This is a genomic window from Klebsiella aerogenes KCTC 2190 (assembly GCF_000215745.1).
Lineage (GTDB): Bacteria > Pseudomonadota > Gammaproteobacteria > Enterobacterales > Enterobacteriaceae > Klebsiella > Klebsiella aerogenes.
Genome location: NC_015663.1, coordinates 713,029 through 733,806 on the forward strand (window position 1 = coordinate 713,029; position 20,778 = coordinate 733,806).

General features: G+C 55.2%; 22 protein-coding genes. 9 read left to right on the forward strand and 13 right to left on the reverse strand.

From position 1 onward, the window contains the following. Nucleotides 1-6: 6 nt before the first annotated feature. The 6 genes from EAE_RS03475 to EAE_RS03500 all read right to left on the reverse strand — a co-directional run bounded on the left by EAE_RS03475 (nucleotide 7) and on the right by EAE_RS03500 (nucleotide 6,488). Complete coding sequence (locus EAE_RS03475) at nucleotides 7-1,419, reverse strand: purine-cytosine permease family protein (protein WP_015703487.1); 1,413 nt, start codon at nucleotides 1,417-1,419, stop codon at nucleotides 7-9. A gap of 202 nt (nucleotides 1,420-1,621) precedes the next feature. Then, entirely contained in the window at nucleotides 1,622-3,088 is a 1,467-nt protein-coding gene (locus tag EAE_RS03480) for an aldehyde dehydrogenase (RefSeq protein WP_015703488.1), read from the reverse strand. 11 nt (nucleotides 3,089-3,099) lie between these two features. After that, entirely contained in the window at nucleotides 3,100-4,137 is a 1,038-nt protein-coding gene (locus EAE_RS03485) for an LLM class flavin-dependent oxidoreductase (RefSeq protein WP_015703489.1), read from the reverse strand. 18 nt (nucleotides 4,138-4,155) lie between these two features. After that, on the reverse strand, nucleotides 4,156-5,082 hold the full coding sequence (locus tag EAE_RS03490; protein ID WP_015703490.1) for a flavin reductase family protein: 927 nt from the start codon (nucleotides 5,080-5,082) through the stop codon (nucleotides 4,156-4,158). Further along, nucleotides 5,069-5,914: an alpha/beta fold hydrolase gene (locus tag EAE_RS03495; protein ID WP_015703491.1), complete on the reverse strand. Its 846-nt coding sequence runs from the start codon at nucleotides 5,912-5,914 to the stop codon at nucleotides 5,069-5,071. The genes EAE_RS03490 and EAE_RS03495 overlap by 14 nt, the downstream gene beginning before the upstream one ends. After that, a complete protein-coding gene (locus EAE_RS03500) occupies nucleotides 5,886-6,488 on the reverse strand; it encodes an amino acid synthesis family protein (protein ID WP_015703492.1) in 603 nt (200 codons plus the stop codon). The genes EAE_RS03495 and EAE_RS03500 overlap by 29 nt, the downstream gene beginning before the upstream one ends. 492 nt (nucleotides 6,489-6,980) lie before the next feature. Here EAE_RS03500 and EAE_RS03505 point away from each other — a divergent pair, with 492 nt between their 5' ends. The 3 genes from EAE_RS03505 to EAE_RS03515 all read left to right on the forward strand — a co-directional run bounded on the left by EAE_RS03505 (nucleotide 6,981) and on the right by EAE_RS03515 (nucleotide 8,388). Then, nucleotides 6,981-7,658, forward strand: coding sequence for a GntR family transcriptional regulator (locus tag EAE_RS03505; protein WP_015703493.1), 678 nt, complete (start codon nucleotides 6,981-6,983; stop codon nucleotides 7,656-7,658). A gap of 2 nt (nucleotides 7,659-7,660) precedes the next feature. Further along, nucleotides 7,661-7,951, forward strand: coding sequence for a DUF1330 domain-containing protein (locus EAE_RS03510; protein WP_015703494.1), 291 nt, complete (start codon nucleotides 7,661-7,663; stop codon nucleotides 7,949-7,951). A gap of 248 nt (nucleotides 7,952-8,199) precedes the next feature. Beyond that, nucleotides 8,200-8,388, forward strand: coding sequence for a hypothetical protein (locus tag EAE_RS03515; protein WP_015703495.1), 189 nt, complete (start codon nucleotides 8,200-8,202; stop codon nucleotides 8,386-8,388). Nucleotides 8,389-8,555: 167 nt separating this feature from the next. Here EAE_RS03515 and EAE_RS03520 read toward each other — a convergent pair whose 3' ends face one another. The 3 genes from EAE_RS03520 to EAE_RS25470 all read right to left on the reverse strand — a co-directional run bounded on the left by EAE_RS03520 (nucleotide 8,556) and on the right by EAE_RS25470 (nucleotide 11,897). Continuing rightward, nucleotides 8,556-9,737, reverse strand: coding sequence for an aminotransferase-like domain-containing protein (locus EAE_RS03520; protein ID WP_015703496.1), 1,182 nt, complete (start codon nucleotides 9,735-9,737; stop codon nucleotides 8,556-8,558). Between the two features lie 95 nt (nucleotides 9,738-9,832). After that, a complete protein-coding gene (gene gss / locus EAE_RS03525; RefSeq protein ID WP_015703497.1) occupies nucleotides 9,833-11,698 on the reverse strand; it encodes a bifunctional glutathionylspermidine amidase/synthase in 1,866 nt (621 codons plus the stop codon). Between the two features lie 76 nt (nucleotides 11,699-11,774). After that, complete coding sequence (locus EAE_RS25470; RefSeq protein ID WP_306463112.1) at nucleotides 11,775-11,897, reverse strand: hypothetical protein; 123 nt, start codon at nucleotides 11,895-11,897, stop codon at nucleotides 11,775-11,777. A 20-nt stretch (nucleotides 11,898-11,917) separates the two neighbouring features. Between EAE_RS25470 and EAE_RS03530 the strand changes: the two genes are divergently transcribed. Continuing rightward, nucleotides 11,918-12,478 carry a DsbA family protein gene (locus EAE_RS03530; protein ID WP_015703498.1) on the forward strand — a complete coding sequence of 187 codons (561 nt, stop codon included), beginning with the start codon at nucleotides 11,918-11,920 and terminating at the stop codon, nucleotides 12,476-12,478. Between the two features lie 49 nt (nucleotides 12,479-12,527). Further along, nucleotides 12,528-13,394 carry a glutathione-dependent disulfide-bond oxidoreductase gene (gene yghU / locus EAE_RS03535; RefSeq protein WP_015703499.1) on the forward strand — a complete coding sequence of 289 codons (867 nt, stop codon included), beginning with the start codon at nucleotides 12,528-12,530 and terminating at the stop codon, nucleotides 13,392-13,394. A 43-nt stretch (nucleotides 13,395-13,437) separates the two neighbouring features. Here yghU and EAE_RS03540 read toward each other — a convergent pair whose 3' ends face one another. The 3 genes from EAE_RS03540 to exbB all read right to left on the reverse strand — a co-directional run bounded on the left by EAE_RS03540 (nucleotide 13,438) and on the right by exbB (nucleotide 15,227). Continuing rightward, nucleotides 13,438-13,932: a TIGR00645 family protein gene (locus EAE_RS03540; RefSeq protein WP_015369672.1), complete on the reverse strand. Its 495-nt coding sequence runs from the start codon at nucleotides 13,930-13,932 to the stop codon at nucleotides 13,438-13,440. A 131-nt stretch (nucleotides 13,933-14,063) separates the two neighbouring features. Further along, nucleotides 14,064-14,489, reverse strand: a complete 426-nt coding sequence (gene exbD / locus EAE_RS03545; RefSeq protein WP_015369671.1) for a TonB system transport protein ExbD — start codon at nucleotides 14,487-14,489, stop codon at nucleotides 14,064-14,066. Nucleotides 14,490-14,495: 6 nt separating this feature from the next. Beyond that, nucleotides 14,496-15,227 carry a tol-pal system-associated acyl-CoA thioesterase gene (exbB, locus tag EAE_RS03550; RefSeq protein WP_015369670.1) on the reverse strand — a complete coding sequence of 244 codons (732 nt, stop codon included), beginning with the start codon at nucleotides 15,225-15,227 and terminating at the stop codon, nucleotides 14,496-14,498. 251 nt (nucleotides 15,228-15,478) lie between these two features. Here exbB and metC point away from each other — a divergent pair, with 251 nt between their 5' ends. Together metC and yghB are read left to right on the forward strand one after the other, a co-directional pair. After that, the gene (gene metC, locus EAE_RS03555; RefSeq protein ID WP_015703500.1) at nucleotides 15,479-16,666 is read left to right on the forward strand and encodes a cystathionine beta-lyase; all 1,188 of its coding nucleotides are present in this window, start codon (nucleotides 15,479-15,481) and stop codon (nucleotides 16,664-16,666) included. Between the two features lie 111 nt (nucleotides 16,667-16,777). Next, nucleotides 16,778-17,437, forward strand: coding sequence for a DedA family general envelope maintenance protein YghB (gene yghB, locus EAE_RS03560; RefSeq protein ID WP_015369667.1), 660 nt, complete (start codon nucleotides 16,778-16,780; stop codon nucleotides 17,435-17,437). A 74-nt stretch (nucleotides 17,438-17,511) separates the two neighbouring features. On the opposite strand, the gene EAE_RS03565 is transcribed toward yghB, so the two are convergent. Then, nucleotides 17,512-18,411 carry an AraC family transcriptional regulator gene (locus EAE_RS03565; protein ID WP_015703501.1) on the reverse strand — a complete coding sequence of 300 codons (900 nt, stop codon included), beginning with the start codon at nucleotides 18,409-18,411 and terminating at the stop codon, nucleotides 17,512-17,514. Nucleotides 18,412-18,609: 198 nt separating this feature from the next. Between EAE_RS03565 and yqhD the strand changes: the two genes are divergently transcribed. Then, on the forward strand, nucleotides 18,610-19,773 hold the full coding sequence (gene yqhD, locus EAE_RS03570) for an alcohol dehydrogenase (RefSeq protein WP_015703503.1): 1,164 nt from the start codon (nucleotides 18,610-18,612) through the stop codon (nucleotides 19,771-19,773). Between the two features lie 144 nt (nucleotides 19,774-19,917). After that, nucleotides 19,918-20,745 (forward strand): 2,5-didehydrogluconate reductase DkgA, encoded by an 828-nt coding sequence (gene dkgA / locus EAE_RS03575; protein WP_015369664.1) that lies wholly within the window; start codon nucleotides 19,918-19,920, stop codon nucleotides 20,743-20,745. Nucleotides 20,746-20,778 lie beyond the last annotated feature (33 nt).

Here is a 20,778-nt window from a genome sequence, read left to right on the forward strand (position 1 = left end):
CACCGATCAGGAACCGTTATCCATCAGGCCGGTTATCCGCGCTTTTTCCCGGCCGTAATGCCCCACTGCACCCCGTTGATGAAAACGCATATACGCCAAACTTGTGACCACCAGGCTAATCATCCATGAGATGTCGGCGCCGGGAATCAGATGCGCCCACGGCCCGGTGTAAAAAGCATTTTCAACAAACGGCACCTGCACCAACACGCCGCCAAAGTAGACCAGCAGCGCACGGCGGTTCACCAGCCCGTAGCGCCCGCCATCGGCGCTAAAAATGGCGTCTATATCGTAATGCTGTTTATTGATAACGTAAAAATCGAGCAGGTTAATGACGCACCATGGAATGAGCACGCCGATTAACGCCCAGATCAAATTCAGGAAGAAAGCGACAAAATTGGCCGCCGCCGCCACCGAGACGAGCACTCCCCCAACCAGCACCACGGCAGAAAACAGCATCCGCACCCGCGCATCCGGCCGCCACTGCGGGCGGAATGTCTGCATGGCGGTAATCAACGACAGCACCGAACCGTAGAGATTCATCGAGTTATGGCAAATAATATTTAGCAGAAACAGTACCATAAGCACTGGTCCTAATACCCCGGTCGCCTGGCGCACTGCCGCCATCGCATCGCCCTCACCGCCGACGACGTTAATCGCCACGACCCCCACCAGAAAGGCCAGAATCGTGCCGCAGCAGGCTCCAGCCCAGGTGCAGATAAACGGTTTAAATACACCGATATTTTCTGGTAAATAGCGTGAATAATCAGAGGTATAAGGTGAAAAGCTCATCTGCCATACCGCGCAGATGCAGAAGGTTGCAAACCAGCCGTTAAGACTGAATGAGCCTTGCTGCCAGAAGCCGGCTGGCAAGGGTTGAGTGAGCATCATCACCAACCCCACCAGCAGCGCCGAGCCCATCACCCAGGCGCCAATTTTATTAATTCGATGAATAAATCGATAACCAATAATGCCGATCAGGGTGGCGGCAATCGCGCCAATCACCGTGGCGCTGGTCAGCGGGATTGTCGGTATCACATTATTGATGACTTTCCCGGACAGCGTGACGTTCGAAATAAAAAACCCGAGATAAATCATGGTGGTAAAAGCGACCACCAGCAGCGAACCGTAGCGACCGAACTGCGCCCGGCTCTGCACCATCTGCGGAATGCCAACCCGCGGCCCCTGTGCGGAAGTGAGCGCCAGAAAAAGCCCGCCAAACATGTGTCCGGCAATAATCGCGCTTATCGCCGACAGAATATTAAGATGGAAAGTTTGCGTAGATATCGCGCCGGTCACCACCGCCAGCGGCGCAATATTGGTACAAAACCATAAGGTGAAAAGACTGCGCGCCTGGCCGTGTCGCTCATTGGCCGGAACGTAGTCCACCGTCTTATTTTCAATTACGTGACTTCGGGACATTTTATCCTCCGTTAATGGGGATTTTTTCTTTAATGTGTAGGGTTCGAATGTCTAAAAAAGAGCACAGCCAGCCCTAGGAACGCAGTGTTCCCGGAAATACAAGCTGGGGTTATTCCGTTAAGTGAGCTGCGGTAAGGCGCTGCTGGCCTTACCGCAACCGGCCGTCGCGCCAACCGTAGCGCGAGGAGCGAAAAGCGCCGGTTCAGCGCATAATAAAGGGATCGTCGATCGGCTCGTCGCTGGTGCGCAGCCACACGGTTTTCGTGGTGGTAAATTCCAGTGCCGCTTCCATTCCGCCCTCTCGCCCGTGTCCGGACAGACCATATCCACCAAAAGGCGCCAACGGCGATACCATACGATAGGTATTGATCCACACGATCCCACAGCGCAGATCGCGGGTTACGCGATGCGCGCGAGCGAGATTACGCGTAAAGACGCCGGCAGCCAGCCCGTAATCGGTGGCATTCGCCAGCCGTATGGCTTCCGCTTCATCACGGAAGGTGACAAGCGAAAGCACCGGGCCGAATAGCTCGCGCACTACGCTTTCCGCCTGCGGCGTAGCCGAGCAATCAAGGATCGTTGGCGGATAGTAGTAGCCTGGGGAATCGATGGCATAATGGCCGCTCACCAGCCGGGCGCCCTGCTCCAGAGAGCGGCTGACCACCTGCTCGATGAGCCTCTTCTGGCGCTCGGTACACAGTGGGCCGAATTGCGTCGCCGCGTCGTCCGGGCTGCCGATGACAATTCGTTTAACCCGCTCGACTAATTTCTCCAGCAGTTGCTCTTTGACGCTTTCCGCCACCAGCAGGCGCGAACCGGCGACGCAGCTCTGCCCGGAGGCGGCAAATATCGCCGCAACCTGCGCATTGGCGGCGCTGTCCAAATCCGCATCCTCAAAGACGATAAAGGGCGACTTACCGCCCAGCTCAAGGGTGGTTTTGCTAAGGTTTTCCGCACTGTTGCGTACAATGTGGCGAGCGGTCTCGGGGCCGCCGGTAAAGGCGATATGGTCCACGTCCGGGTGGGTTGTTAACCGCGTCCCGCACGTCCCGGCAAAGCCAGTGATCACGTTGCAGACGCCCGCCGGGAATCCCGCATCGGCAATCAGTCGGGCAAAGGCTAGCAGCGGCGTAGGAGCGCTCTCCGCCGCTTTCACCACGATAGTACAACCTGCCGCCAGCGCCGGACCGATCTTCACCGCCGATAAAAAGAGCTGGCTGTTCCACGGAATAATCGCGGCGACGACGCCCACTGCTTCACGCCGCGTCCAGGTTTCAGTATCCGCCTTATCAATCGCCAGCGTGCGGCCTTCCAGCTTGTCAGCGAGACCCGCATAATAGCGGTAATATTCAGCCACGTAGGCAATCTGCGATCGCGTTTCGCGAATGATTTTTCCGCTGTCCAGCGTTTCAAGTCGCGCCAGCTCATCGGCGTTTTGCTCAACCAGATCAGCCAGTTTCATCAGCAGTTTACCCCGAGCGCTGGCGGTTAACCCACGCCAGGCCGGATCGTAAAATGCCCGTTTCGCGGCAGCTACCGCGCGATCAACCTCTTCTTCCCGCGCTTCGGCAATCTCCGCCCACGGTTGGGCAGTTGCTGGGTTGAGTGATGAAAAGCGCGCTGCGCCGCGCTCAAACACACCGTCTATATAAAGATCGAACGATTCCATCTCGGCACCTGTTAACGAAATTCGGGCATAACTTGCTGAATAAAGCGGGTTAGTGACGCCTTTTTCCGCTCAAACGGCATCCCGCTATCAATCCACAACGCAAATTCGTCATAGCCCAGCGCTTCATATTTTTTCAGCCGGGTGATGATTTCATTCGGCGTGCCGATGGCGAGATTTTTGCGCATGGCGGCGGCGGAATAATAGGTATTGGCAGCGATCTCTTCGTCGCTAAGCGGCTGAATCAGCCCCTGGCTTACCGGGCGCTCATTCTTAAACCAGGCGCCAAAATAGTTATAAAAACGGTTAAGTTCTTCGGCGGCTTGTTGGGCGTCATTTTCATCTTCAGCGACGAAGCCATGCTGCAGCAGCATAATTTTCAGCGGTTTCTCCGGCGCCAGGCGCTGACGGGTTTCGTGGAAACACTCCGCCAGGCGGACAATTTCTTCTTCGCCCTGATGCAGCGGCGTCACCTGCACGTTGCAACCGTTGCTGACTGCAAACTCATGGCTATTCGGGTCCCGAGCCGCAATCCAGATCGGCGGATGCGGCTGCTGCTTAGGCTGCGGCGAGGAGGTCGATGCAGGAAATTGCCAGTACTCCCCCTGATGCGTGTAATCGCCTTCCCACAATTTTTTCACCGCCGGTACCAATTCACGCATTCGCTGCCCAGCTTCCCAGGCATCGAGTCCAGGCATCAAACGCTGATACTCATAATTGTATGCCCCGCGCGCAATCCCCAACTCGAGACGGCCGCCAGTGATGATATCGGTCATGGCCGCCTCGCCGGCCAGCCGCAGCGGATGGTTAAACGGGGCAATAATGGTGCCGGTGCCCAAACGCACCCGTTTGGTGCGGTTGGCTAAATCGGCGAGATTGATAAACGGGTTCGGCGCGATGGTAAAATTCATCCCATGATGTTCGCCGGTCCAGATAGCATGCATGCCGGCTTCATCGGCCATTTCACACAGCGTCATCATCTCGTTGTAGAGCTTATCCTGTGGCTCATCCGGCGAGATGCGTTCCATATGAATAAAAAGAGACAGTTTCATTGGGGCTCCAGTATAAATTCAGCTAGCGAATTGCTTGATTGACCCGCTTAATTCGTCACCGTAGTAGATGCTGTAATTGCCGACGGCGCTTTCCCGTACAAAACGGTTCATTAAAGATTTCAGCGCTGAATCGCCAATCGGCAGCGCCGACAGCTTTTCCAGGTCGTACCATTGCGCCTGCCGCAGGGCCGGTCGCTCACTTTCCGGCTCGGTCGGCAGCGCGCACAGCAATACGATATGCTGCTTATTGTTCTGACGGTCTTCATATACCGAATAGACAAAGCCCGGGCTGGCATTAATCCCCAACTCTGCCATGAGCGCTTTTAAGGTGTCGTCGACGCTGCCTTTCGCCACGCTGCGGGTCGGCAGACGATAACCATCGCCATGCGGCATCATCACCGCCTGACCGTTGAACTCAATCAACGCGCTGACTTCAACGCTGAGCCGATTCATCAATACCTCAGCGTTGTGGTACGGAGTGAAATAAGCGCCGCGATAGTAGCCAAGCCCCGCGGTGCCAACGGAATCAAAGCCTTCAACTCGCCCCAACAAAATCGCGTGATCGCCAGCGTCGATGACCTGATGCAGCGCGCAATCAAACCACGCGGAACTGTTATCGATAAGCGGGGTGCCGTTTTCACTCGCGCGCCAGTCGATCAGAGCGAAGCGGTCCTCAACTTTCTGCGCGAAAATATTGGAGGTTTCTTTCTGCTGTTCCGCCAGAATATTGACGGCGAAATAGTCGCACTCGGTGAAGTTGCTGAAATTGGCCGAACGCTTATCGATGCTGACCAACAGCAGCGCTGGATCCAGCGAGACCGAAGAGAACGAGTTGGCGGTAAAGCCAATCGGCTCGCCGTTTTTATCGCGGCTGGTGACGACGGTGACGCCAGTCATAAATGCGCCGAAAGCGTCGCGGAGTTGTCTACGTTTATCTATTTGCATGAGTAAGTCCCGCCGTATTGGCATTGTTGCTCTGTCGCGCCGAGCCGCACTGCAGGAAGCTCAGCATTTCATGGTTGACGCGTGGGGCATCGGTCAGACTGACCATATGCCGGGCGCCATCAATAATGATCGCCTGACCCAGCGGCGCCGCCGCTGCCATTTCCCGCGCCATTTGTGGACTGGAGTTGGCATCCAGTTCACCGGTCAGCACCAGAACCGGACAGCGGATCTCCTGCCAACGGTCGGCATAGACCCGATCGCCGCCGGCGAAGGCCTGATACGCTGCGGCATAGCCCTGCAGATTGACTTCCGCCAGCCAGCCGCCGACCTGTTCGCGCAGAATCGCTTCCTTCGCATCGTTGCTGAACCAACGCGCCAGCGGCGAATCCAACTGCGCCTCGCCGGCCGCCAGTTCACGGGCCCGCTGCAGTACGGCGCGGCGCGCCTGTTCATTGCGGCGGTAGACGCCGCTCATCACCACCGCGTGACTCACTCGCTGCGGATAATCAATGGCCAGCCCGGAGGCGATAAGCGCCCCCATCGAGTGGCCGGCTACCGCAAAACGGCGCTCAGGCTGGGTACGCAAAAAATCATTCAGCCAGGCTACGTAGTCCGTTAAGATCACCGGCTGCTGAAACGCATCGCTATCGCCATGCCCCGGCATATCAACCGCAATCACCCGGAAATAGCGGCTCAGCGCCTCAATTTGCGGGTACCAGGACGCCGCATTCATACCGACGCCGTGGATCAGCACCAGCGGCTCGCCTGCGCCAGCCTCCAGATAGCTAACCCGCATCTGACGTTCAGACAGCAGCTGGGTTTTGCGCATCATGGCCTAACTCTTTCAGGTCGGAATAACGGTTGCCAATACGGTGATGCGGGCGTCCGCCCAGCGCCGCGCCCAGCGCAATAACGATTTCGTCATAACGCGGCGCATCGCAGATGTTGAACTGCATGGTCAGGTAGTGCTCACGGCTGCCTTCATCATTCTTGTTCATCATTGGGATCAGCACCGGTGAGTTCGCCGGCCCGCGAGTATTGTTAAACGCCAGATAGCTCTTACTCTGCACCGCGCTGCGGTAGTGGTTACCGAAGTGCAGCGTGTGGATAAGCGCCGAAGCGTGTTCCAGCTCGCCATCAAGGCCGACGATCGCGCTTTTACCAAACGCTTCGACTTTTTCACCGCTACCAGCTTCCTTGAGGATCAGGCCGGTGAGCAGCTCGCCAAGGATTGGCGCGAATTCACGGATTTGCGGCGCAAGGTCATCGACATAGCCCAGCCCCGCCCACGGATTGCGGATCACCGCGGCGGCGGCAATCATCACCAGCGGTTTTTCTGCTGCTTTACCGCCATCGACATACAACGTTTCCGTTGTGACTAACGTTTTACGAATTGCCGGATGCATAGCCTCTCCTCAACAAAGGTTAATAACTTGCTAATTAAATGTTTCGCAAGTGGTATAGCATCGGCGAAATTAACATGTCAAAATATGGTATACCATCATACGGTATGCTTTTTAGAACTATCGACATTACCTAATTACAAGGCTTTTTTGTTTTTAACGTAATGATTTATAGAAGATTTAAAGAAAAGGCATGGCGTTAAGCCGTGAGAAACCCGGATAAACGCTGGGGTGGGAAGCGGCGAACATTTCGCCGCTTTGAAATGAACTAAAATCAAAGTGTTAGGATAACAGCAGCCGGGTAGCGTTTTTTTCTTCAGCAGAATGCAGATTTGTGAGCCAGCGCAATTTTCTGGTTCCCGGAGATGACAATCGCCAGTATTCCGCGGTGGGCTAGCGTTGCATCGTCTGACGAAAGGGTGTTAATAGTACAGCGATTCTCCTCTGCGAGCCGTGTTGCCGCTTTGATTCATCAGATAAACACAGAGGGATTTGATGGTTGATAACCATTCACTCAAAATTGACGCCGTTCCGGTCACATTACGCGAGTTGGCGCTCACAAAAGTGCGCCAGGCGATTATCGCCGGCTATTTCAAAGCTGGCGACCGGCTGGTCGAACGCCAGCTTACCGAGCAGCTTGGCGTCAGCCGCAGCGTGGTCAGAGAAGTGATCCGCTATCTTGAGGCCGAAGGGCTGATTGAGACGCTGCCGAAAAAAGGCCCAATCGTTGCCGTTTTAAACTGGGAAAGCGCAGAGCAGATCTACAAAATCCGTATGCTGCTTGAACAAGAAGCCGCCAGCGATTGCGCCAGACTCGCTAACGATGATGATAAGCACCAGCTATATCAGCAGCTCCAGCTAATTGCCCAAGCCTCGCGCGAGCAGGATGATATTAAACGGGTTGAAGCCTCACAGGCCTTCTATGAAACCCTGTTCCGGGTTGCTAAGCACACCATTGCCTGGGAAATCGTTCAACGCCTCAATAGCCGCATTAGCCGTTTACGTGCGCTCACGCTGGCATCGCCGGAGCGGCAAGTTGCCGGCTTTGAACGGATGTCGCGCATCTATGACGCCATCGAAAACAACGATCCTCAGCAGGCCAGACAAGCGGTACTGGAGCATCTGACCGAAGCCGCGCAGCTTGCCAAACAGATTCTATCCTCACAGGAGTAAACATGGCCGCTTACTGGATTGCCCACGTCAACATTCACGATCCCGAGCAATATCAGCATTATATGGATCTCGCCCCAGCAGCGTTCAAACGCTACCACGCGCGCTTTGTCGCTCGCGGCGGCCGGGCGCAAACGCTGGAGGGACAATCCTTCGCCAAGCACGTACTTATTGAGTTTGACGATATGGAAAGCGCGCTGGCCTGCTACCACTCAGAGGAATATCAACAGGCGCGCGCCGCACGCGCGGACGTTGCCGACGCCATGATAACCATCGTTGAAGGTTTACCCGCCTGACGAAATTGGCTTGTCGGTATGCTTAAAATAAGCAGGGATATTATTTTTAACCGAAGATTGCACATTCTTTAGTGAGATCAACAAAATGATTCGCTGCCCGCTGCGCGGAAAACAGAAATTATGTTTCATTTTTCGCCAGCCAGCGTAGCCATGCCTTTTTCTGTGACGTAGGTGACGGTAAAAAGTAGTTGATCTGATACGAACAAGCTTTTATTTTGCCTGCTAGTTTTCAAACTGAGATGAAACTGATGCCTACTATTATCGCCAGTAGTATGAAAGAAGCTAAAGAATTAATTAACGCCAGAAAGTATCGGGAAATAGTACTGAACTTCGATGTTGACGCTGATGATTTCTTCACCCTTGCAACGGCTCAGCATGACACCAAAATCACCTTTGCAAACAAAAATAGCCACTCACCGGTTACATTAGAAAAATAATAAAACCCCTGAGGAAATTTTTATGTTGTTGTTTATTGGCACTATTGCTGTCGCTTTTCTCTCTTCCCTGATGCTTATCTGGCTTGACGATCGCATCGCCGAGCAAGAGTAAACCCTCCCCCCGATTTAAAGCTCTCCGCACCGGTCATCGGTGCGGAGACAAAAGATTACAGCGATTTCGCCAGACGTTCGACGGCGGTCAGCAGACCGGCTTCAGAAACCGTCGAGTAGGAAAGACGCAGCGTGCGGGTATCCGGATTATCGTTGTAGAACGCTTCACCAGGTACGTAAACCACGCCGTTTTCCAACGTCTTCTCAAGCCACGCCATGGTATCGAACGGATAGCGGAAACGGGCCCAGAGGAACATTCCCCCTTCCGGGCGGCTAAACTCAAGATGCTCGCCAAGACGACTTTCCAGCGCATCAGCCAGCGCCACGCACTTCTTGCGGTAGTCTTCGCGGATCAGAGCGATCTGATCGTTCAGGCGATTCATTTCCAGATACTCAGCGGTGATAACCTGAGAGAGCATATTAGTATGCAGATCCGCCGCCTGCTTCACGATCACCGCCTGGTGCGCCAGCCATTCCGGCATCACGATCCAGCCGATACGCATTCCCGGCGCGAGGATCTTGGAGAACGTGGAGGTGTACACCACCCGTTCTTCACAGCCTTGTTCGATCGCATGTTGATACAGCGGACGACGTACTTTATCGGTGAAGCTGATTTCGCCGTAGGGATCGTCTTCGATGATCACAAAATCATGTTGCTTCGCTAGCGCCACCAGCCGCTGGCGACGATCGTCGCTGAGGGTTTTACCGCCAGGGTTGCCAAATGTCGGCACCAGATAGACCGCTTTAACCTTAGTGGTTTCCAGCAGATCGGCCAGTTGTTCAACCAGCATGCCGTTATCGTCGGTATCGACGCTCAGGATATTCGCCTGCGCCAGCTGGAATACCTGCAGCGCGGCAAGGTAGGTCGGACGTTCAACGACGACCGCATCGCCCGGATCGAGCAGCGTGCGGGCGACGATATCCAGCGATTGCTGCGAACCGGAGGTGATATACACCTGGCTTGCCGAGCAGGCCACGCCGCGCGACTGGCAGATTTCGCTCACCGCCTGGCGCAGCGGCGGATATCCTTCGGTAAGGCCGTACTGGAACGCATCATTAAAACGTTCACTCATCACCTTTTGCACCGCGAGGTTGAGACCTTCGGTATCAAACAGTTCCGGAGCCGGAATACCGCCGCCAAGCGAAATGACGCCAGGCAGTTTACTGTGTTTGAGAAGTTCGCGGACGGCGGAGGGCTTAAGTTCACCCGCGCGGGCGGCGAGGCGCCGATCGTGCATATGCTTTTCCTTTTCTATCTTGTTGTTGTGTTAGTTGTTCGTTGTAGCTTTGCAGGTGCCGGCAGCGATACTAGCCGCTGCCCGGTTTGCGGCCGTTACTCGTCGTCTTTTAGCACGACTAACGGCTCAATATCGCTCTCTTTCTTCACCACCAGCGAATCATCGCCGCGCAGGCAGGTTCCGCCATAGTTACCGCCCACCGTAAAAGTGCACACCTGGATGTACTTGCCGTCAACCTTCGGCAGACACCACAGCTGCTGGTAAATATTTTTGCGATCGACAAATTGCCCGCTGGTCTGATCCAATACCTCATCGTGCGGGCTTATCAGATCGATGTTATTACCGCAGCGCCCGGAGATCGGTTTGACCGCATAACCGGTTTTCGCCAGCTCGTCATTGACCACAAAATCGGTATCCAGCAGATAGCGATGATGCGGGAACAGCGACCACAGCACCGGCAGAATCGCCTTGTTGCCGGGGATAACCGTCCACAGCGGTTCGAATACCAATACTTCAGGGCGCAGCAGGACGTCAATCAGGCGCACCTCATTTTGCGGATGACCGGTACGAATCGGCACCGCCGCATACTCATCGGCGCTGACTTCCCGCACCTGCTCGATGGCGGTTTCCCACGCCCAGGTCTTCCACACGCAGTTAACCAGGCGGCCATCGCCATCGATAAGCTGTCCGGCGGCATCCCAGCGCAGCTCATCAAGGCCAAAGAGAATTTTGCTCTCAAAGCCCGCCTCGGTTAGCGAACGCTGAATAAACTGGGCATGGTAGTTCTCTTCAAGATCCTTATCCTGCATGATGTGCACGAACGGCCGCGCGCGGCTGTGCTTCCACGCCCCCGCCAGCTCCTCAAGCAGATTTTCCGCCGGATTATGGCCGGTACCGCGATAGCCCTGTTTCAGCCACTGTTCGAGGATCAATCCGCCTTCCGTATGGCAAGAGGCAGAGTCGGCGTTGTATTCGTACACCTTCAGCCCGCGCTCATCCATGCAGAAATCCATGCGCCCGGTAATCATATGATGACGGCGGCGCTGCCACGAGAGGCGCAGACGAGGCCAGAGAATTTTCGGAATATCGAACAGCGCCAGCAGGTTGTCATCCTTCATCACCTTATCAGTGGCGTGCAGATACATCAGATGCAGTTCATTGGTCGCTTTAATCAGTTCCTGTTCGGCGCTCTCGCTGATGGTGAAGTACTGGTAGGGATCCTGATTGATGAAATGACCGTTGGCTTCAACATAGGCCTTTTGCAGCGCGTCTTTCTCATTGAGCCAGTTACCGCGGAACTGGCCTTTATTCGGCAGCCGCGCGCCTCTGATTTTCATCTCCTCGCCCGGCAGCACCGGCTGCGGCAGGCTATGCTCGGTATCGGCGGTCTGGATCATCCAGCCTAAAATTTCGGTATCGGCAAAGGTATCTTTGATGGTGTAGACGCCGTCTTTCACTTCCAGCGTCAGCTCGCGGGTCCACTGCTGGCCCTGCGGCAGCGGCGCGTGGATGACGTTCTGCTCGGCGATACGGACCTTATTCCCTACCAGTTGCGTAATCACCGCCACGTGTCCGGTATGTTTAAACTCGCCGCCTTTCTGCCAGATTAGCAGCGAACCGGCGATCGGCGGACGGCGCGAGCCGTTGGCGAAGGCCTGCAGGGGAAGAATGTTGTCATTGACCACTTCGCGCAGAAAGCGCAGCGAGAAGATTTCATAAGCCATACCGACGTCGGTAAAGACAAAGCCGTAGGTGAGGAATAAAAAGCGCCGCGCGAACTCCACGCACTGCCATTTATGCCCCATATACTCGTTGCCGATATAGCTGCGGAAAGCGGCGTCATCCGGATAATCTTGTGGATTTAAGCTACTGTAATTCGAAGAATAAATTGCCACGCCGCCCGGCGCGTAGCCCAAAAGCGTGCCGAAAGGGGCGTCAATACTGGTCGATCCTTTACTCATTTAGCCTGACCTCAAATTAATGCAGCCCGGGCAGTTGGCGGAACAAAACTCCCTCTTCTTATCCTGCCGCAGGCACTTACCAGACAGAGGTGAAATGATGATACCACTCATTCGATTCGCTAAACGTGCCCTTATAGAAAATAACCCGGCGTCCATTGGCAAAAGTGATATTGTTAGCCAACACATAACAAAAAAACATCACTACATCAGGAGTCGACAATGAGCGCACCTTCGCATCTCAATGCCCAGCCGCTGGTCTGGGGACATGGCCCACGGACTTTTGAAGTATTCCTCGAACCAACCTGTCCGTTTTCCGTTCGCGCCTTCAACAAGCTTGATGAATTGCTGGATGAAGTCGGCGCCGAGAACGTCACGATTAAGATTCGCCTGCAGTCCCAGCCGTGGCATCTGTTTTCCGGGGTAATCGTGCGCTGCGTGCTGGCCGCCTCCACCCTGCCGCACGGCAGAGAGCAGGCGCACAAAGTCCTGCAGGCGGTCGCCGATCATCGTGAAGAGTTTGAATTCACCGACCACTGCAGCGGGCCGAATATGAATACCACTCCGCAGCAAATTATCGAGCGCCTTGAGCGCTATAGCCACGTGTCGCTGGCGGCGGCATTTGCCCGCCCTGAGCTGCAAAACGAAATCAAATGGCACAGTAAATACGCCCGCCAGAACGGCATCCATGTGTCGCCGACGTTTATGGTCAACGGCCTGGTGCAGCCCGATCTCGGCAGCGGCGATGACGTCAGCGTGTGGGCCGCGCGGATTATGGCCTGAGATTAGCTGCTAGACTTTTTTGTACACCTTACTAAAGAGGCAGGTCAGTATGTCCGACAATCAATACCAACCACCGAAAGTATGGGAATGGAAACAGAATAACGGCGGCGCGTTCGCCAATATCAACCGTCCGGTTTCCGGCGCGACGCATGAAAAAGTGCTGCCCGTTGGCAATCACCCGCTGCAGCTCTATTCGCTGGGCACGCCGAACGGGCAGAAAGTGACTATCATGCTGGAAGAGCTGCTGGCGCTGGGCGTGGCTGGCGCTGAGTATGACGCCTGGCTGATTCGTATCGGCGAAGGCGATCAGTTCTCCAGCGGCTTTGTCGAAGTGAACCCAAACTCGAAGATCCCGGCGCTGAGCGACCACTCCACGACTCCGCCGACCCGGGTATTTGAATCCGGCAGCATCCTGCTCTATCTGGCGGAAAAATTTGGTTTCTTCCTGCCGAAAGACCCGGCCGGGCGCACCGAAACGCTGAACTGGCTGTTCTGGCTACAGGGCGCAGCGCCGTTCCTCGGCGGCGGCTTTGGCCACTTCTATAACTATGCGCCGGTGAAAATCGAGTACGCCATCGACCGCTTTACCATGGAAGCGAAACGTCAGCTCGACGTGCTGGATAAGCAGCTGGCGCGCGGCCGCTTTGTGGCGGGGGAAGAGTACACCATCGCCGATATGGCGATCTGGCCGTGGTACGGCAACGTGGTGCTGGGCAACGTCTATAACGCCGCGGAATTCCTCGATGCCGGCAGTTACGTTAACGTGCTGCGCTGGGCGCAGGATGTGGGCAATCGCCCGGCGGTGAAGCGCGGACGGATGGTTAACCGCACCAATGGCCCGCTCGACGAGCAGTTGCACGAGCGCCATGACGCCCGCGATTTCGACACCCAGACCGAAGACAAACGTCAGGCGTAATGCCTTTACCCGGCGGCGCAAAGCTGCCGGGTAAGTTGTCACATCAGTGCTTTACCTTGGTCAGGCGATCGAGATAGCCCATCACAAAGGCTGAAAGCACAAAGGTGAGATGGATAATGACGTACCACATCAGCTTATTATCCGGCACGTTCTTCGCATCCATAAACACCCGCAGCAGGTGAATGGAAGAGATAGCCACAATCGACGCCGCCACCTTGTTTTTCAGCGATGTCGCATCCATTTTGCCAAGCCAGTTGAGCTTCTCTTTGCCTTCGTTAATATCCAGCGTCGAAACGAAGTTTTCATAACCTGAAAACATCACCATCACCAGCAGCCCGCCCACCAGCGTCATATCGACCAGCGAAAGCAGCGTCAGAATCAGATCCGACTCGCTGACGCTGAAGATATGCGGCAGGATGTGGAATATCTCCTGAAAAAATTTTATCGATAGCGCGATAAGGCCCAGCGAGAGGCCGAAATAAACCGGCGCCAGCAGCCAGCGCGAAGCATAAATAGCGTTTTCCAGAAAGCGTTCCATAAGGTCCTGTCAGTTTGTAAAAATGGCCGCCATTATATCGCAGCTGGCTCATATCAAAACGATGCGCAGGCGCCGGGGAAATAAAAAAGGCCAACGCAGGGTTGGCCTTCCGGGGGATATCCTGGGGGAAATTACTTCGCTTTGACGGTCTCTTCGCCCACCAGACCAATCTTCAGATATCCGGCCTGATGCAGCGTATCCATCACTTTCATCATCGTCTCGTAGTCGACGGTTTTGTCAGCGCGGAAGAAGACGGTGGTGTCTTTCTTGCCCTGAGTCAGCGCATCCAGCGAGGCAATCACGCTCTCTTCAGTCACCGGATCGTTGCCGAGGAACATCGATTTGTCCGCTTTCACCGACAGATAAATCGGTTTTTCCGGACGCGGCTGCGGCTGGCTGGATGAAGCAGGCAGATTGACTTTGACGTCCACGGTGGCCAGCGGCGCCGCCACCATAAAGATAATCAACAGCACCAACATGACGTCGATAAATGGCGTCACGTTAATGTCGTGCATTTCGCCGTTATCATCGAGGTTTTCGTTAAAATGCATTGCCATAGCGGATCAACCTACCCGTAATTTCTGCGCCGGACGCAGCGGCTGAGAACCACTGGCGTTCAGGTCGAGATCGCGGCTTTGCAGCAGCATAATCTGCGCGGCCACGTCGCCAAGAGACGCTTTGTAACTGGCAATCATGCGGGCGAAAACGTTGTAGATAACCACCGCCGGAATCGCGGCAAACAGACCAATCGCCGTTGCCAATAGCGCTTCCGCGATACCCGGTGCGACAACCGCGAGGTTAGTGGTCTGCGTTTGCGCGATACCGATAAAGCTGTTCATGATGCCCCAGACGGTACCGAACAGACCGACGAACGGGGAAATAGCGCCGATAGTCGCCAGATAACCGTTACCGCGGCCCATATAGCGGCCAACCTGCGCCACACGACGCTCAAGGCGGAAACCGGTACGTTCTTTAATGCCTTCGTTGTCATCCACGCCTGCCGACAGTTCCAGCTCATTATTGGCTTCGTTAATCAGCTGAGTGGTCAGGCTTTTGGCATGGAATCCATTCGCGATAGTGTTAGCCTGATCGAGAGAACGCGCTTCGCTGAGCTGCTGCTGCTCACGCTTGAGGCGACGCTTGCTGGACAACATTTCGGCGCCCTTGCCGAAGAAGATAGCCCAGGTGACTACCGAAGCCAGAATCAAGCCAATCATCACAACCTTAACGACAATATCGGCGTGATGATACATACCCCAAACGGAGAGATCCGCCTGCATCAAATTATTACCCACACTGTTTCTCCAGGACGTCAATCACAAAAACTGAGCATAATAATATCAAAACGGCATCGAATTGATAGTGGTTCTCATTAGTATTTACACTGTGCAGCAAATCACGTTTATTTTCTTTGCGCTTACGCAGTAAAAAAGCGGCTGACGCCGGTTTCGGGAAAATTTTTGCCTGTATCGTTTACGACCCGGTACACAAACCGGGATTCATGGTAGTTTAGACGTCCAGACGTATAAAAACAGGTTTGCAGAACATGGCTGATAAACATCTTGATACCGCGCTGGTCAACGCCGGGCGCCGCAAAAAATATACTCAGGGTTCGGTGAATAGCGTCATCCAGCGCGCCTCATCGCTGGTATTCGATACCGTCGAGGCTAAAAAACACGCCACCCGTAACCGCGCCAAAGGCGAGCTGTTTTATGGCCGCCGCGGCACGCTGACCCACTTTTCGCTGCAGGAAGCCATGTGCGAACTGGAAGGCGGCGCCGGCTGCGCCCTCTTCCCCTGCGGCGCGGCCGCGGTCGCTAACACGATTCTGGCCTTCGTCGAACAGGGCGACCACGTGTTAATGACCAACACCGCCTATGAACCCAGCCAGGACTTCTGCACTAAGATCCTCGCAAAGCTCGGGGTGACCACCGGCTGGTTCGATCCGCTCATCGGCGCGGATATCGCCAATCTGATTCAACCCAATACCAAAGTGGTGTTCCTCGAATCCCCCGGCTCGATCACCATGGAAGTGCATGATGTGCCGGCCATCGTCGCCGCCGTGCGCCGCGTCGCGCCGGAAGCTATTATCATGATCGATAACACCTGGGCGGCAGGGGTGCTGTTTAAAGCGCTCGATTTTGGTATCGATATCTCTATCCAGGCGGCAACGAAATATTTAATTGGCCACTCCGACGGAATGATCGGCACCGCAGTGGCCAACGCCCGCTGTTGGGAGCAACTGTGTGAAAACGCCTATCTAATGGGCCAGATGGTCGATGCCGACACCGCCTATATGACCAGCCGCGGTTTACGCACGCTTGGCGTCCGCCTGCGCCAACATCACGAAAGCAGTCTGCGCGTCGCCGAATGGCTGGCGCAGCACCCACAGGTGGCGCGGGTCAATCATCCGGCGCTGCCGGGCAGCAAGGGCCACGAATTCTGGAAGCGCGACTTCAGCGGCAGCAGCGGCCTGTTCTCTTTCGTTCTCAATAAGCGCCTCACCGACGCCGAGCTGGCAGCCTATCTGGACAACTTCAGTCTGTTCAGCATGGCCTACTCATGGGGCGGGTTCGAATCGCTGATCCTCGCCAACCAGCCGGAACATATCGCGGCCATCCGCCTCGAGGCGGAAGTGGATTTCAGCGGTACCCTTATTCGACTGCACATAGGTTTAGAAAATGTTGACGATCTGCTGGCGGATTTAGCGGCAGGCTTCGCGCGTATCGTGTAAAGTGACAGGAAGTGGCAACAAAAGCGGACGCTTTTGTTGCGCCCGAGATCAAGGTGCTCGGGCCGCTTCAGGAGTACACTAGTCGAAAAACGGTACCACTTAGGAAAGTCCATGGTTGTCATTCAAGAGATTGTCGCCGCGCTGTGGCAACATGATTTTGCCGCATTGGCAAACCCTCACGTTGTGGGTTTTGTATATCTGGTCATGTTCGCGACCCTGTTTCTGGAAAACGGGCTGCTGCCGGCTTCGTTTTTACCGGGCGATAGCCTGTTGCTGCTCGCCGGCGCGCTAATCGCTAAAGGCGTCATGGATTTTGTCCCCACTCTCGCCATCCTAACCGCCGCCGCCAGCCTCGGCTGCTGGCTGAGCTATTTACAGGGGCGCTGGCTGGGTAATACCAATATGGTGAAAGGCTGGCTGTCGCATCTGCCGCACAAATATCACCAGCGCGCCACCAACATGTTTGATAAACACGGCCTGCTGGCGCTGCTGGCCGGGCGCTTTTTGGCGTTTGTCCGCACTCTGCTGCCAACCATGGCGGGCATTTCCGGCCTGCCGAATCGTCGTTTCCAGTTCTTTAACTGGCTGAGCGGCCTGCTGTGGGTTGGTGTCGTCACCGGTCTTGGCTATGCGCTGAGCATGATCCCGTTCGTGAAAAACCACGAAGACCAGGTCATGACCTGCCTGATGGTGCTGCCGATCGCCCTGCTGGTAACCGGCCTCGTTGGTACGGTTATTGTGGTTATCAAGAAGAAATACTGCAGCGCCTGATTCACTCGCCCCGGATGGCCTCAAAATCCCCGGTAGCGCTACCGTTTACCGGGGCTACAGGCGCCGCATCCTTATCAAATCCCCTGCATCGTGCGAATACGCGCGGCATCTTCACCCGGCGTAATACCGAAATAGCGTTTAAACTCGCGGCTAAACTGCGAGGCGCTTTCGTAGCCGACGCGCATCGCCGCCGCGCTGGCTTTCATGCCGTCATGGATCATCAGCATTCTGGCCTTATGCAGACGATAGGTCTTCAAATACTGCAGCGGCGAGGTGCTGGTGACCGATTTAAAATTATGGTGAAACGCCGAGACGCTCATATTCGCTTCCGCCGCCAGCTGGTCGACGCTGAGGTTTTCGGTGTACTGGCTTTCAATACGCTTCAGAACGCGGCTAATCAGGCTAAAGTGCGTCTGTCGGCTGACCAGCGCCAGCAGCGCGCCGCCGCAGGGGCCAATCAGGACGTGATAAAGGATCTCGCGGATAATCTGTTTGCCGAGAATGCGCGCGTCCAGCGGCCGCTCCATCACGTCTAACAGGCGCTCCGCCGCGCAGAGGATCTCTTCTGATAACACCGCCGAGTTGATCCCGCTGGAGGCGACCGACGGCTGAAAAAGCTCATCTTCGCCGATATCCATCAGCAGCTCCTGCAACTGCAAAATATCGACATTCAACCGCATTCCCGCCAGCGGCACTTCTGGGGTCGCGAAGGTTTCGCATTCGAACGGCAGCGGGACGGTTAACAATAAATATTCGTTGGTGTCATAACGGAAAGTTCGTTCATTGATATAGCCAATTTTATGGCCGGAAAAGAGAAAAACGATCCCCGGCTGGTACATCACCGGCGTACGGGTGCCCGGCTGCGTCCCGTACAGCAGACGGATATCCGGCAGCAGTTCACTTAGCATTTCTTGCTTATCTTTCAGCTTGTTAACTTTATCCGTTAATAGCTGGCATATCTCGGCACGGTTCATTTTCGCTGCTTCTCCGACGACTTTTCTACAAGCTTATTGTGCGTAGTTTCCTTCTTTTTCTCCAGCCCAATGGAGAAATGGGCAAGACAATGGCAGGAATGTGCATTGAGAGGAAACGGTCGCAGGAACACAATAGCCGCCATCGGGTAGAGAGTCGTCCTTTCTGCCGGGAGTTTCATCTTTATGAGGGCACCAGCCATGAATAACTTCAATTTACATACCCCAACCCGCATTCTGTTCGGCAAAGGCGCCATCGCCGACCTGCGCGAACAAATCCCAGCCGGCGCTCGCGTGCTGGTGACTTACGGCGGCGGTAGCGTGAAGAAAACCGGCGTACTGGACCAGGTACTGAGCGCGCTGGCTGGCTTTGACGTGCTGGAATTCGGCGGGATTGAGCCAAACCCGTCTTACGAAACGCTGATGAACGCGGTGAAAATCGCTCGTGAAGAGAACGTGACCTTCCTGCTGGCGGTTGGCGGCGGTTCGGTGCTCGACGGCACCAAATTTATCGCCGCGGCCGCGCACTATGACGCGAATATCGATCCGTGGGAAATTCTGGAAACCTACGGCAGCAAGATTACCCGCGCTATTCCGATGGGCTCAGTATTGACCCTGCCGGCGACCGGTTCCGAATCAAATAAAGGCGCGGTTATCTCGCGTAAAACCACCGGCGATAAACGCGCGTTTATGTCCGAACACGTTCAGCCGGTCTTTGCGATCCTCGATCCTGTTTATACCTACACCCTGCCGCCACGCCAGGTCGCTAACGGCGTCGTTGACGCTTTCGTCCATACCGTTGAGCAGTACGTGACCTACCCGGTTGATGGCAAAATTCAGGACCGTTTCGCGGAGGGCATTCTGCTAACGCTGGTGGAAGATGGCCCGAAAGCGCTGCAGGAGCCGGAGAACTACAACGTGCGCGCCAACATTATGTGGGCGGCGACGCAGGCATTGAACGGCCTCATTGGCGCAGGCGTCCCTCAGGACTGGGCGACGCATATGCTCGGCCACGAACTGACGGCGATGCACGGCCTGGATCACGCTCAGACGCTGGCTATCGTGCTGCCGGCGCTGTGGAATGAGAAACGCGATACCAAGCGCGCTAAGCTGCTGCAGTACGCCGAGCGTGTGTGGAATATTACCGAAGGTTCCGAAGAGCAACGTATCGATGCCGCTATCGCCGCAACCCGGAGTTTCTTCGAGCAGATGGGTGTGCCGACTCGCCTTTCCGATTACGGTCTCGACGGTAGCTCCATCCCGGCGCTGCTGGCGAAACTGGAAGAGCACGGCATGACTAAACTTGGCGAAAATCAGGATATCACTCTGGACGTCAGCCGCCGTATTTACGAGGCTGCCCGCTAAGTTCTCCCCACCTGATTCACCTCTCCTTACGTTAAACAAACGCCGGGGAGAGGTGTTTTTACTACCGTTTTTAGCTATTTCGTCCAGACTTAATGCTACCCCTCGGCGGATTTTTCACGCTGAGTTCATTAACAGGAGGAAGGCATGACACATCCAACCGTTATAAAACTACACGACGGCAACCTGATGCCGCAGTTGGGTCTCGGCGTGTGGAAAGCAGGCAACGAGGAAGTCGTCTCCGCCATTCATAAGGCGCTGGAAGTCGGTTATCGTTCTTTTGACACCGCCGCCGCGTACCAAAATGAGGCTGGCGTCGGCAACGCGTTAAGCAGCGCGGGCGTCAATCGCGATGAGCTCTTCATCACTACCAAACTGTGGAACGACGATCAAAAACGGCCGCATGAAGCGCTAAAAGAGAGCCTGAGCAAGCTGAAACTGGACTATGTGGATCTCTATTTAATTCACTGGCCGGTGCCAGCGATAGGCCATTACGTCGAAGCCTGGCAGGCGCTGATCGAATTGCAGCAGCAAGGGCTGGCAAAAAGCATTGGGGTATGTAATTTCCAGGTGCCACATCTGCAAAAGCTGATTGATGAAACCGGCGTCGCTCCGGTGATCAACCAGATTGAGCTCCACCCGTTAATGCAGCAGCGTCAACTACATGCATGGAACGCCACCCACAAAATCCAGACCGAATCCTGGAGCCCATTAGCGCAAGGCGGCAAAGGGGTCTTCGATCAGAAAATTATTCACCATCTGGCGGATAAATACGGCAAAACGCCAGCGCAAATCGTCATTCGCTGGCATCTCGACAGCGGACTGGTGGTGATCCCGAAATCCGTCACGCCATCACGTATTGCGGAAAACTTTGACGTCTGGGACTTCCGTCTCGACAAAGACGAACTTAGTGAAATCGCTAAGCTGGACCAGGGCAAACGTCTCGGCCCCGACCCGGATCAGTTCGGCGGTTAATCCCCTTAACTTTTGCCTTTAGCGCCGCGCGGC

Coding starts and splice junctions, on each gene's coding strand:
- EAE_RS03510 (WP_015703494.1), top strand. CDS start 7,661: ATGGCCGCTTACTGGATTGCCCACGTCAACATTCACGATCCCGAGCAA.
- metC (WP_015703500.1), top strand. CDS start 15,479: ATGGCTGATAAACATCTTGATACCGCGCTGGTCAACGCCGGGCGCCGC.
- EAE_RS03480 (WP_015703488.1), bottom strand. CDS start 3,088: ATGGAATCGTTCGATCTTTATATAGACGGTGTGTTTGAGCGCGGCGCA.
- EAE_RS03520 (WP_015703496.1), bottom strand. CDS start 9,737: ATGCACGATCGGCGCCTCGCCGCCCGCGCGGGTGAACTTAAGCCCTCC.
- EAE_RS03485 (WP_015703489.1), bottom strand. CDS start 4,137: ATGAAACTGTCTCTTTTTATTCATATGGAACGCATCTCGCCGGATGAG.
- yghU (WP_015703499.1), top strand. CDS start 12,528: ATGTCCGACAATCAATACCAACCACCGAAAGTATGGGAATGGAAACAG.
- EAE_RS03475 (WP_015703487.1), bottom strand. CDS start 1,419: ATGTCCCGAAGTCACGTAATTGAAAATAAGACGGTGGACTACGTTCCG.
- EAE_RS03505 (WP_015703493.1), top strand. CDS start 6,981: ATGGTTGATAACCATTCACTCAAAATTGACGCCGTTCCGGTCACATTA.
- EAE_RS03500 (WP_015703492.1), bottom strand. CDS start 6,488: ATGCATCCGGCAATTCGTAAAACGTTAGTCACAACGGAAACGTTGTAT.
- gss (WP_015703497.1), bottom strand. CDS start 11,698: ATGAGTAAAGGATCGACCAGTATTGACGCCCCTTTCGGCACGCTTTTG.
- yqhD (WP_015703503.1), top strand. CDS start 18,610: ATGAATAACTTCAATTTACATACCCCAACCCGCATTCTGTTCGGCAAA.
- EAE_RS03565 (WP_015703501.1), bottom strand. CDS start 18,411: ATGAACCGTGCCGAGATATGCCAGCTATTAACGGATAAAGTTAACAAG.
- EAE_RS03490 (WP_015703490.1), bottom strand. CDS start 5,082: ATGCAAATAGATAAACGTAGACAACTCCGCGACGCTTTCGGCGCATTT.
- dkgA (WP_015369664.1), top strand. CDS start 19,918: ATGACACATCCAACCGTTATAAAACTACACGACGGCAACCTGATGCCG.
- EAE_RS03515 (WP_015703495.1), top strand. CDS start 8,200: ATGCCTACTATTATCGCCAGTAGTATGAAAGAAGCTAAAGAATTAATT.
- EAE_RS03530 (WP_015703498.1), top strand. CDS start 11,918: ATGAGCGCACCTTCGCATCTCAATGCCCAGCCGCTGGTCTGGGGACAT.
- exbD (WP_015369671.1), bottom strand. CDS start 14,489: ATGGCAATGCATTTTAACGAAAACCTCGATGATAACGGCGAAATGCAC.
- EAE_RS03495 (WP_015703491.1), bottom strand. CDS start 5,914: ATGATGCGCAAAACCCAGCTGCTGTCTGAACGTCAGATGCGGGTTAGC.
- EAE_RS03540 (WP_015369672.1), bottom strand. CDS start 13,932: ATGGAACGCTTTCTGGAAAACGCTATTTATGCTTCGCGCTGGCTGCTG.
- yghB (WP_015369667.1), top strand. CDS start 16,778: ATGGTTGTCATTCAAGAGATTGTCGCCGCGCTGTGGCAACATGATTTT.
- EAE_RS25470 (WP_306463112.1), bottom strand. CDS start 11,897: ATGTTTTTTTGTTATGTGTTGGCTAACAATATCACTTTTGCCAATGGA.